The organism is Streptomyces novaecaesareae, assembly GCF_000716875.1.
GTDB lineage: Bacteria > Actinomycetota > Actinomycetes > Streptomycetales > Streptomycetaceae > Kitasatospora > Kitasatospora novaecaesareae.
Genome location: NZ_JNWQ01000105.1, coordinates 16,181 through 27,083, shown reverse-complemented (window position 1 = coordinate 27,083; position 10,903 = coordinate 16,181). Strand labels below are relative to the sequence as shown.

The 10,903-nt window shown below is 69.5% G+C and carries 13 protein-coding genes and 1 pseudogene; 9 read left to right on the top strand and 5 right to left on the bottom strand.

Annotated features, from left to right (window positions below):
- Both OP86_RS29080 and OP86_RS29075 read left to right on the top strand, forming a co-directional pair.
- Positions 1–386, top strand: a pseudogene (locus OP86_RS29080) (hypothetical protein); the annotation flags it as partial.
- A gap of 10 nt (positions 387–396) precedes the next feature.
- Positions 397–1,041: a TIGR03085 family metal-binding protein gene (locus OP86_RS29075; protein ID WP_030062219.1), complete on the top strand. Its 645-nt coding sequence runs from the start codon at positions 397–399 to the stop codon at positions 1,039–1,041.
- A gap of 128 nt (positions 1,042–1,169) precedes the next feature.
- On the opposite strand, the gene OP86_RS29070 is transcribed toward OP86_RS29075, so the two are convergent.
- Positions 1,170–1,670 carry an NUDIX domain-containing protein gene (locus tag OP86_RS29070; protein WP_030062220.1) on the bottom strand — a complete coding sequence of 167 codons (501 nt, stop codon included), beginning with the start codon at positions 1,668–1,670 and terminating at the stop codon, positions 1,170–1,172.
- 30 nt (positions 1,671–1,700) lie between these two features.
- Positions 1,701–3,053, bottom strand: a complete 1,353-nt coding sequence (locus OP86_RS29065) for an NsdA family TPR-like regulatory protein (RefSeq protein ID WP_030062221.1) — start codon at positions 3,051–3,053, stop codon at positions 1,701–1,703.
- A 188-nt stretch (positions 3,054–3,241) separates the two neighbouring features.
- Between OP86_RS29065 and OP86_RS29060 the strand changes: the two genes are divergently transcribed.
- The 5 genes from OP86_RS29060 to OP86_RS29045 all read left to right on the top strand — a co-directional run bounded on the left by OP86_RS29060 (position 3,242) and on the right by OP86_RS29045 (position 6,405).
- On the top strand, positions 3,242–3,724 hold the full coding sequence (locus OP86_RS29060; RefSeq protein WP_051830898.1) for an ATP-binding protein: 483 nt from the start codon (positions 3,242–3,244) through the stop codon (positions 3,722–3,724).
- A 38-nt stretch (positions 3,725–3,762) separates the two neighbouring features.
- Positions 3,763–4,884 (top strand): radical SAM protein, encoded by a 1,122-nt coding sequence (locus tag OP86_RS29055; protein ID WP_030260582.1) that lies wholly within the window; start codon positions 3,763–3,765, stop codon positions 4,882–4,884.
- Positions 4,881–5,015 (top strand): hypothetical protein, encoded by a 135-nt coding sequence (locus tag OP86_RS38905; RefSeq protein WP_267883128.1) that lies wholly within the window; start codon positions 4,881–4,883, stop codon positions 5,013–5,015. Before OP86_RS29055 ends, OP86_RS38905 begins: the two co-directional genes overlap by 4 nt.
- Before the next feature lie 68 nt (positions 5,016–5,083).
- Entirely contained in the window at positions 5,084–5,893 is an 810-nt protein-coding gene (locus OP86_RS36200) for a protein kinase family protein (RefSeq protein ID WP_030062224.1), read from the top strand.
- Between the two features lie 47 nt (positions 5,894–5,940).
- Positions 5,941–6,405, top strand: coding sequence for a hypothetical protein (locus tag OP86_RS29045; RefSeq protein WP_051830896.1), 465 nt, complete (start codon positions 5,941–5,943; stop codon positions 6,403–6,405).
- A gap of 34 nt (positions 6,406–6,439) precedes the next feature.
- Here OP86_RS29045 and OP86_RS34080 read toward each other — a convergent pair whose 3' ends face one another.
- From OP86_RS34080 to OP86_RS36190, 3 genes are all read right to left on the bottom strand, one after another.
- Positions 6,440–7,882, bottom strand: a complete 1,443-nt coding sequence (locus OP86_RS34080) for a C40 family peptidase (protein ID WP_051830894.1) — start codon at positions 7,880–7,882, stop codon at positions 6,440–6,442.
- A 104-nt stretch (positions 7,883–7,986) separates the two neighbouring features.
- Positions 7,987–8,262 carry a hypothetical protein gene (locus tag OP86_RS36195; protein ID WP_030062228.1) on the bottom strand — a complete coding sequence of 92 codons (276 nt, stop codon included), beginning with the start codon at positions 8,260–8,262 and terminating at the stop codon, positions 7,987–7,989.
- 37 nt (positions 8,263–8,299) lie between these two features.
- Complete coding sequence (locus OP86_RS36190) at positions 8,300–8,545, bottom strand: hypothetical protein (RefSeq protein ID WP_157849869.1); 246 nt, start codon at positions 8,543–8,545, stop codon at positions 8,300–8,302.
- Between the two features lie 378 nt (positions 8,546–8,923).
- Between OP86_RS36190 and OP86_RS29025 the strand changes: the two genes are divergently transcribed.
- Both OP86_RS29025 and OP86_RS29020 read left to right on the top strand, forming a co-directional pair.
- The gene (locus OP86_RS29025; protein ID WP_030260574.1) at positions 8,924–9,910 is read left to right on the top strand and encodes a LuxR C-terminal-related transcriptional regulator; all 987 of its coding nucleotides are present in this window, start codon (positions 8,924–8,926) and stop codon (positions 9,908–9,910) included.
- A 207-nt stretch (positions 9,911–10,117) separates the two neighbouring features.
- Complete coding sequence (locus tag OP86_RS29020; RefSeq protein ID WP_030062230.1) at positions 10,118–10,897, top strand: VOC family protein; 780 nt, start codon at positions 10,118–10,120, stop codon at positions 10,895–10,897.
- The last annotated feature ends 6 nt before the right edge of the window (positions 10,898–10,903 follow it).

Genomic DNA, 10,903 nt, shown 5'->3' with positions numbered 1-10,903 from the left:
CGCCCACCCCGACCCCGACCAAGCCGCAGCCGCCGTACGCCTTCTTCCCGGTCGGCGCCTGCTTCGACCACCCGCAGCTGAGCCCGGTGATCACCAAGGCCGAGGAACGCCCCTGCGCCGGCGAGCACGACGGCGAGGTCATCGCCAACCTCAAACTGGCCGACAACCTGGCCGGCGAGATCCCGATCGCCCTCGCCATGCGGGACGGCTGCAAGGACGCCGAAGCCGCCGCCAAGGCCAAACAGCCCGACGGAAAGACCTACTACGGCCGCCAGTTCGGCCCGGCCCTGGTCAACTACCAGCAGGGCTGGCGGGACTACACCTGCACCCTGACCGCCGGCAACAAACAGGGCGCCCCCAAACTCACCGGCCAACTCCACCCATAGGCTTGCCACCATGTCGAACCACGCCCTCGCCGAACGCCACCGCCTCGCCGAACTCCTCACCGCCGCAGGGCCGGACGCCCCCACCCTGTGCGCCGGTTGGACCACCCGGGACCTTGCCGCCCACCTGGTGATCCGCGAACACCGCCCCGACGCGGCGGCCGGCATCCGGATCGGCGCCCTGGCCGGCCGGACCAAGCGCGTGCAGGACGACTACGCCGCCCGGCCGTACGAGGAACTGGTCCGGCTCTTCCGGGCCGGCCCGCCGGTCTACTCCCTGTTCGCCCTCCCCGGCGCGGACGAGGCCGCGAACACCGTCGAGTACTTCGTCCACGCCGAGGACGTCCTGCGCGCGGCCGACGACTGGACCCCGCAGCCCGTCCCGCCCGGCCGCGCCGAAGCCCTCTGGCGCCGCCTCCCCCTCATCGCCCGCCTCGAAGCCGGCCGCCGCTCCCCCGTCCGCCTCACCCTCACCCACCCCGACGGCCGCTCCCTCACCGTCGGCCCCGCCGGCGCCCCCACCGTCCACCTCACCGGCGAACCGGCCGAACTCATCCTCTTCACCTACGGCCGCGGCGCCCGGACCACCCTCACCGTCGACGGCGCCCCCGACGCCGTCGAGGCCCTCCAGCACGTCCTCCCGCTGCCTGCGCAGTAGGGCGCCGGGATATCGGTGTCGCCCCTCGACGCATCGAGGGGCGACACCGAAGGAAAAACGTGCGATGCCCCCTCGATGGCCCGAGGGGGCACCGCAGCAAAGGCACGTACGTCGGCCCCGCTTGAAGCCTAGATCCGCCATGAGTCGAGGGAGACACTCGGGCCATTGTCGAGGTAGCTGGTGAGAGCTGCCTTGGTGGTGGAGACGAATTCCTCGGGTACCGCGTCGACATCGATCCACGCGACTTCCGAGTGCTTGGCGGGCTCCCCGTTCGTGAGTTCGCCGGACCAGCGGTGAGCAGCGAAGACAACGGTCAGGAAGCCGTTGGGCGCCTCGACGCCCCGGGCTCCATGGATGACATGGGCCAGACGCAAGTCATCAGGAGTGACGACGAGCCCGGTCTCCTCCTTGAGTTCGCGAACTGCTGTCTCCGTGATCGGTTCACCGGGTTCGTTCTTGCCGACGGGCAGATCCCACATGCCTTGCGCGAACTTGGCCTTGGGTCCTCGTCGAAGAAGAACGACGCGCCGGGATTCGCGGTCATGAACGATGACCGCGGCGACCAACAGAGTCATCGACTCCATAGCGGGCTTGAGAGCGCCACTCTGATCAGCAGTCGACTGAGTCACGTCAGGCTGCTCCTTCCTGCGGTACGACTGTCATGTCAGTAACTCACGTGCGCGGCGCTCCAGGTCGACGGCTCCCGGAACACCGCGTCTACGGTAGATCGCCAAACAGGGACGGATGGAGGAGATCGCCTTTCTCGTCCGATCCGAGGTCATACCGCCCATGAGATCGAGCGCCCGACCCCAGGTTGCCACGGCCTCGTCCGCTCGGGCTTGAGCAGCCAAGCTGTCACCAAGATCTGCGTAGGTAAGGGCGTGAACGCGTTTGTACTTCTCCGCGTCCCAACGGACCAGCGCGGCCCGATGCTGTTGCTCGGTCCCTGCATGGTCCCCAAGGTCGTTGAGAGTGCGGGCGGTGTGACTGGCGACCGTGCCGGCGGCTGGGCCACTGACGAGCGAGAAGCCGGCCTGCGGGTCTCCATCACAGGCAAGAGCGTTCTCCGCAGCGAGGAGTGCCTTGGCTGCAGCGGGCTTGTCGCGGGTGGCTGCGAAAGCACGGGCGTGGGTGATGTGAAGAAGCGCCTCCGTCCTCCCGTCCACACGACCGGCGCTTCGGGCGAGCGCGTTTTCGATCAGCGCGACGCAGTGATGGGGCTGCTTGAGGCTGAGCGCCTGGTGAGCCAGGGCACGCATCATCCATCCGGCGTGGCCATGCGGGTCCGCCTCCACGGCAAGCCGGTAGCCGACCTGGTAGTAGTGCTGGGCCGCACCCTCGTGGCCGAGGTCGTGGTGCTTCCAACCGGCGAGATAGGCGAGCTCGGCCACGGCTCCGAAGGCTCGACGCCGTGTGGCCTCATCACGGAAGCGGCCGTTGAGCATCGGGGCTGCGGTGTCAGCGAGGTAGGCGCTCACGGTCGTCAGCCCGTGTCCGCCGCCGAGTCGTTCGTCTGCCGCGCTGAACACGGCAGTGATTTGTCGGACGACTTCGATCTCTTCAGCACCGACACGCGCCGTGCCGGTTCGAGCCCGCATCAACCGCGAGACCGGATCGGGGTCGTAGAGCAACGGCATGGCCACACCGGCGGTGGTAAATGCAGCAACGGCCAGAAAGGCTCGGCGCTCGACATCTGCGCGGCCCAGGTTGGCAACCGCCTCGACCGGATCGCTACTCCCTGCCAGGGACTCTTCGGGAGTGGCGAAGCCGAGTTCGGCCAGAGTGATCCGGCGCCCGGTTCGGCGGGACAACGCCTCGGCAATGTACTGGCCGACCTGCCCTGACGGCTGCGCACCATTGACCCAGTGGGCCACGGCGGACTTGTTGGTGAGAAGCGTCTCGCCGTTCTCTGCACCGATGCGCCGCACGGCATTCGCCAGCGCCTCGTACGTCCATCCGGCGTTTGAAATCGCCTCCCTGAGGCGCTGGTTGGGCTCCTTGCGCGTGGCCACGGCCGACCTCCTGAGGTGGTGCTGTAAACCGCGTAAACCACTCTACGTGTTGGATTCCCTACCAATCGTGTCGTTGGGCCGGTTCACTGAATGCGAGGCGCTCCAGGCACTGAGCTCGGGCTTCTCAAGTCGGACCGTCGATCGGCTACTTACTCGGCGCCGGTCAACTCCTCAGTCTGGGAGGGCTGATGAACATCAAGGACTGCGCTGTGCTCCCGATGCGGGAGACCTGGGAGGTGCAGCCGACAGCAGCCGCGGTCCGGTCCACCCGACTTTCGGTGATGCTCGCGATCCTGTCCTGGCCGGTCCCGCTCTCCAAGGAGTCGCTGCACGACGTGGAGTTGTGCGCCGCCGAGTTGATCACCAACGCCGTCGAACACACCGAAACGAGCTGCCGCGTCACGCTCCGGTGGACCGGCGTCCGCCTGCGGACGGAGGTCGTGGACTCGAGTCCGATCCTGCCGGGCCGGAGCGCGGCCGACGACATGGCCACCAACGGCCGCGGCCTCCTCCTCGTGGAGGCTCTGGCCCATTCCTGGGGCTGGCACCCGGTACAGGAGGGCAAGGTGGTCTGGTTCGAGGTCGCACCTGACCAGCTCGAGACGGAGGACGCGCGGCTGACGACCGCCCGCCGGTCTGAAGTCGTCCGGTCATCCCACCGAACGAAGTGATCTCGGCTCCCGGAGCTACCGGGTGAAGGAGGAGCACGTTGCACGATCTGATCGCAAGTCCGTTTCTCAACAGCTTCGTTGTGCTGCGGCCGGGTCGGCTTGAGGGCATCAAGCTGCCTGAACACAGGTTCCGGGAGCTGGAGTACGCCCGCGACTCCGGGGCCACTCTCCCGTTCTGGCTCGCGGCCGCCGCCCGAGCCCGATGGGGCATCGAGCCGGCGATCCGACCGGCAAGCGAAGCCGTTTTGGTCCGCGACGCCTCCATGTACGGGCACAGCCGCGCAAGCTGGGAGATCAACCTCGGCTGCGACCTCGACTGCGAGCACTGCTACCTCGGGAAGAAGCGGTTCTCCGGCCTGGACGAGAAGGGCAAGCGCCGCCTGCTGCTGATGCTGCGGGACGCTGGAGTCTTGTGGCTCCAGATCACCGGAGGCGAGGCGCTGATCGACCCTCACTTCGCCTCCTCATGTCGACTTGCACATGACCTGGGGATGATGATCGAGATTCTGACGAACGGCACGCGACTGTCGAACCCGGCTGCCATGGAATCCCTCACTGCCAGCAGGCCGTACCGAGTCACCGTCTCCCTCTACGGGGCGACCGCCGAGACGTACGACTCGTTCACTCGTCGTCGGGGCGCCTTCAAGCGGGTCACGCTCGGATTGGCTGCCGGGATCGAGGCCAATCTCCCCTTGCGGCTGGCATTGATCGTCACCGCGCAGAACGCACACGAGCACGACCGGATGCGCAGTATGGCGGACGAACTGGGGCTTCCCTACAAGGAGTACACCCACATGTCGCCGACGATCTACGGCGGCGCCGAATCTCTCTCCTCCCAGTCGCCCGCTCACCTGAAGCCGCTCGAACGGTTCGCGGGCTGCAACGCTGGACGCACGTTCCTGCACGTCGATCCGCATGGGAAGGCCTCGATCTGCAAGGTCGGCCGCGATGAGCAGATCGACCTCATGGACGAAGGCGTCCGAGGCCTCGCCCGGCTCGGCGGAATCGCCGACCGCCTCATGCTTCGCACCGGTGGCTGCTCCGGCTGCCGGCTCTCCGAGAACTGCTCGGTTTGCCGACCGCTGGCCAAGCGCTACCAGGAGGCGAAGGCACCACTGAACACCTACTGCCAACACGGACAGAAGGGAAACACAGCATGACCGCTGTCATGGTCCAGATGGCCGCCACCCGCCACGAGGACGACGAGGAGACGCTGGGCTTCGTCGACGACATGGAGGACTTTGGCGCCGACGCCCTCCCCGGGTGCAGCGACGACAACCCGTACCGGTAGGCGCGACCCCGGAGGCCGGCGGCTGTGGTGCCGTCGGTCTCCGGGCTGACTCTGGGAGCCTGGGCACCGTGACCACCACCCGCATCCACTGGGCAGACCTGCCCGACTCCGTGCACCGGGCCGTAGCCGCCCGCCTCGGCATGCCGGTCCTCGCTGCGGAGACCATCTCGGCCGGTTTCAACTCCGAGATCGCAGCCAAGCTCACCACCACCGGGAGCGTTGTCTTCGTCAAGGGGATGCAGCTGAGCCACCCCCGCGTGTGGACGCAGCGACGCGAGACGGAGATCAACCACTACCTGGAAGGCCTCGCCCCCACGCTCCTGTGGCACCTGGACGTTGACGGCTGGAGCCTCGTTGCATTCGAGTACGTCGAGGCCCGCCACGCCGACTACAAGGAGCCCCGGGACCTTGAACTTGTGGTCGAGACCCTTGCCCGAGTCGGCCGCACCCCGTGCCCACCGATCGAGCTCCGCCGTGCCGAGCAGCGGTGGGCCGCCTACGTGGAAGATCCCGGGATACTGGCCCGGTTCGCCGGCAGTTCCCTGCTGCACACCGATCTGAACAACGAGAACGTCCTGATCCAAGCGGACCGTGCGCTTCTGGTCGATTGGGCTTGGGCTACGCGCGGCGCACCCTGGATCGACTCGGCTCTCTGGGTGATCTGGCTGATCGCTGCGGGCAACTACAGCCCGGCTGCGGCAGAAGCATGGGCCACCCGGCTTCCGGCATGGAAGACCGGCGATCCGGCAGTGGTGAACGCCTTCGCACAAGCTCAGGCCCGCATGTGGGCCGACATCGCCGGGGAAGAACCGGACCCGTGGACCGCTGGACTGAACCAGGCAGCTCAACAATGGGCCCGTTTCCGGGCGGCCGGTTGAGATCCTGAGCCGACCACGTACGCCCACGACACCCGGAGGACCACCGCGTGACCGTCGAGCTCCGCCACTACACCGCCCTGACCGCCGAGGCCCGGCAGGATCTGCTGGACGTGTACGCCGATGTACGGGCCCCGTTGCTGCACCTGTCGAACTACTGCGTCGAGGCGTTCACCGAACGCCTTGACCGGCACGTCACCGAGCCGGGCTTCGAGCTCGTCCTCGGCTACGACGGTCAGACCCCGGTCGGATACGCCTACGGCAACACCGTCGATTCCGCCGACCGGTACTGGAACCGGATGGCCGAGCCCCTGCCCGGCGGCTTCACCGGCACCCCGGTGCTGGCCATCAAGGAGATCGGCGTCCGCGTCCCCTGGCGCGGCACGGGCACCGCCCGCCGCATCCACGACTCCCTGTTGGCAGTCCGTACCGAGGACCGCGTCACCCTGATGGTCAACCCGGGGGCGCGCCCGCCGGTGTGCCCCCCCCGCGCGCGGGGCGCCCCGCCGTACTGAACCCCGCTACCGGATCGACGCCGCCGACCCCCGATCACCAGCCGCCGGTGCCGATCTCGGTGCGGGAGCTCAGGCCCTTGCCGGTGCCCTTGTAGAGGTAGAGCTTTCCGGTCTCGCCCGGGGCGGATTCCACGGCCGCCAGGTCGCCGATGCCGTCACCGGTGAAGTCCGCACCCGCATAGTCGGAGATCCCGTTCCACCCACCGGAACCGATCTCCACCCGGTCACCCAGGCCATGGCCCGTCCCCGGGTACAGCCACAACTTGCCCGTGGACGTCTCGGTCGCGACGAGGTCGTCCTTGCCGTCCTTGTTCATGTCACCGGGGCTGACGATCTTGTTCATCCCGTTCCAGCCACCGGACCCGATCTCCACCCGGTCACCCAGACCGTTGCCCGTCCCCGGGTACAACCACAGCTTCCCCGTCGAGTTCTCACTCGCCACGACATCGTCCTTGCCGTCACCGTTGAAGTCGCCCACCGCGGTGTTGTTCATCCCGTTCCAACCACCGCTGCCGATCTCCACCCGGTCACCCAGACCGTTACCGGTCCCCGGGTACAGCCACAGCTTGCCGGTCGACTTCTCGGTCGCCACGATGTCGTCCTTGCCATCCCGGTTCAGGTCACCGACCGCCAGGTTGCTCATCCCGTTCCAGCCACCGGAACCGATCAGCACCCGGTTCCCCAACGTCCCCGTCCCGGTGCCCGGGTACGACCACAGCTTCCCGGTCGACACCTCCACCGCCACCAGGTCCTTCTTGCCGTCACCGTTGAAGTCACCGGCGGTCAGGTTGGTCATCCCCGGGTCGGACGGTCCGTCCTCGCGGATGGACTTGTTGCGGACCGGCACGAAGGTGCCGTAGCCGGAGAAGTACGGGTAGGGGATCTCGCGGTAGTGGACGCCGCTGCCGGTGAACTCGTAGCCCATGTAGTGGTCGGAGTCGGTCCACTTCTCGAACAGCACCACGTGGCCGCTGGCCCCGCTGTTGTCGTTGAGCAGCGCGTCGCCGGCCTTGAGGTCGCCCTTGCCGATCTGCTCGGTGACGCCCTGCGGGCCGAAGGTGTCGGTGGTCAGCGATTCGTCGAGCTTCCAGGCCATCGAGACGTAGCCCGAGCAGTCGGTGCGGTACCCGTCGTGCGAGCCGGTCCAGCTGTACTGGAGGCCGATGCCGACCCAGGTCTTGGCGCGCTGGATCGCCTCGCTCCGGGTGACCGCGGGGGCCAGGACGGAGGCGACCGCCGACGACCCGTCAGCGGCGGGCGCCTGAGCGCCCCCGGCCGACGTGCCGACCCCGACCGGCTGGCCGGCGCCACCGTACTCGCCGCCCGCGACCGCGGTGACGCCGGCGGGGGCGGTGACGCCGGCGGGGGCGGGGTCGGCGGCGAACGCGGTGCCGCCCTGGACGAGCAGGCCGAGCGACAGCGAGCCGGCCAGGCCGAGGGCGACGGCGGACGTGCGGAGATAGGCCTTGCGGGACATGAGTACTCCTGGAAATGGCATTCGGAGGACCGGTGCGGCGCAGCGGCGCCCGGATCACCGGAAGAGGAAGCGCCGGAGGAACTCCGGCAGGATGTGGACGGCCGTCAGCCGGCGATGGAAACGCGCCAGGACCGGAAGGCCGGAGACCGCGAGACGGCGGCGGAACAGATGGCCAGCGAATGGGCGGGGGCGTTGTCGCCACTCCCGCCGCTGGTGAAGAGGACGAGGTCGATGGAGTCCTGACAGGCTTTCGACTGGACGTGCTCCAGGCCGCCGAACGGATCGGCGTGGGCCCAGAGCACGTCCTTCAGGACATGGGCGTCGGCCGCGGTGGGCGGGCGCCGGTCGGGGCTCGTCAGGGTGAGGCGGACAATGTGCATCGGGCTCGGTTCAGGCGGCCGGCACCGACGGCGGTGGTCACTTCTTGTTGTCCCAGCTGATGCTGCCCGGGTCACCCAGGCCGGGCTTGCCGGTCCCGCCCTGGGCGGGGCCGCCGGTGCCGGTCCCGCCCTGGCCGGGGCCGCCCGTGCCGGGGCCGCTCGCCGCGGACACGCCCGCCGCGGAGACCGGTGCGGCAGCGGAGGCGGTGACGGCCGGCAGAGCGAGCGCGGCCAGCACTGCCGCAGCCGCGAGGACACCGGAAACGCGAGCGGTGATCCGCATGGAGAACAACCCCCTGGTTGATGGTCGATCGGTTTTCGTCGGACGGACGACGGCTGGTTCCCGCCGTCCCACCGGCCCGGGGCTCGGTGCCCCTGCGGCTCGGTGATCCATATCCTGCAAGCCCCGACCGGTGCTCCGGAAGGCCTTCCCTGCGGCATCATCAGGTCTGGCAGCATGGCGCCACCCCAGCCACCCCCAGCCACTCCCGGCCACCCCGGCCACCCCCAGCCCCAGCCCCAGCCCCGACAGTCCACACAGCCCCCACAGATCACCGATGCACCGTCAGTTCTCCTTGCACACACGTGTGCGAACTGTGAGAATCACGCAGACGGCCTTGACGCCATCTGGCCGCACGCATCGTCGCGACCGGGGGGAATCGTGCTCGAAGTGCTGGGACTGGACCCGGCGGCGGAAGCCGTCTACACGGCCTTGCTGGTCGAGCCCGGGTGCGGGGTCGCCGACCTGTGCCGCCGGCTCGGCCTCTCCGAGACCGCCGTCCGGGACGCCCTCGACCAACTCGCCGACCTGACGCTGCTGCGCCCCTCCCAGGAGGTCTCCGGCGCGCTGCGCCCGGTCAGCCCCGCGGTCGGCCTGGAGGCCGTCATCCGCCGCCAGGAGGACGACCTCGCCCGCCGCCAGCAGGAGCTGGCCGCCAGCAAGGCCGCGGTGGCCCAGGCCGTCGCCGCCTACGCGGACCTGGTGCCCAACACCGCCTCGGAGGCCACCGAGCGCCTGGTCGGGATGGACGCGATCCAGGCCAAGCTCGAAATGCTGGCGCGCGGCCTCCAGGAGGAGTTCCTCGCCGCGATCTCGGGCGGGGCGCAGTCCCAGGCCAGCATGGACGCCGCCCGTCCGCTCGACCAGGACGCGCTGGAGCGCGGCGTCACCATGCGGACGCTCGACCAGGACAGTGTCCGCAACGACCAGGCCACCCACGCGTACGCCCAGTGGCTCACCGGGCTCGGCGGCCAGGTGCGGACGGCGCCCCTCCTGCCGCCCCGGCTGCTGGTCTTCGACCGGCACACCGCCGTCGTCCCGATCGACCCGGCGCGGACCAGGCTCGGGGCGCTCTGCACCAGCGAGCCGGGGCTGGTCGCCTCCCTCGTCGCCCTGTTCGAACAGGCCTGGTCCACCGCCGTGCCACTCGGCGCCGACCAGCCCACCCACCACGACACCGGCCTCACCCCGGCCGAGCGCGACCTGCTCCGACTGCTCGGTACGGGCCTGACCGACGAGGCCGCCGGCAAGCGGCTCGGCATCTCGGTGCGCACCGTGCGCCGCCAGATGTCCGCCCTCATGGAGCGGCTCGATGCCGCCAGCCGCTTCGAGGCCGGTCTCAAGGCGGCGCAGCGCGGCTGGCTGTAGGCACTGCCGACGTCCCGGCGGCCGGTCCGGCGGCCGGGAAGCCGAGCCACCCGCCCGACCCGCCGAATGCCCAGCTCAGCCGCCTCCCGGCTGCGGATGTCAGTGCCCGGGTGCAGACTCGCAGGTGGCCGGGAAGGGGGCGCGTGCGCGTCCGACGGAACCGTCCCGGCCCAACCCGGTCACTCTGCGTCGAAGGGGCACCACTCCATGCTCACCACCGACTTCCCCGCCGGCTCGCCCTGTTGGATCGACCTCGGCACCCCGGGCATCGCCGCCACCGCCGAGTACTACGGCAAGGTCTTCGGCTGGACCTTCCAGGAGGTTCCCGAGACGGGCGGTTACGGCTTCCTCCAGCTGGACGGCAAGACCGTCGGCGCGCTCGGCAACCTCGACGCGGACGCGCGGTCGGCCTGGACGACGTACTTCCGCACCGCGGACGTGGACGCCACCGTGAAGGCCGCCGAGCAGGCCGGGGCGACGGTGCGCGTGCCGCCGATGGATGTCATGCAGGAGGGCCGGTTCGCCGCGCTCACCGACCCGCAGGGCGCCGAGTTCGCGATCTGGCAGGCGGGCAACACCACGGGCCTGGACGTGGTCTCGGAGGACGGCGCGCTGGTCTGGTCCGAGCTGCACACCTCCGGCCCGGACGTCGCCTTCGCCTTCTACGAGAAGCTGTTCGGCTGGCGGATGGAGAGCTTCGAGCCGTCGCCGGGCATGACCTACCGGGTGATCTCCACCGCCGAGGGCGACCTGCGGGCGACCAGTTTCGGCGGCATCGCCCCGACGATGTCCCCGGAGCAGCCCTCCGCCTGGACGCCGTACTTCGCGGCCTCCGACGTGGACGCGGTGGTCGCGCGGGCGACGGCGGCCGGCGGGTCGGTGCTGATGCCCGCCGCGGACGTCGAGAACGTCGGCCGGATCGCCTGGCTGGCGGATCCGAACGGCGCCCCGTTCGCCCTGATCCACGGCGAGCCGCAGGAGTCCTGAACACGC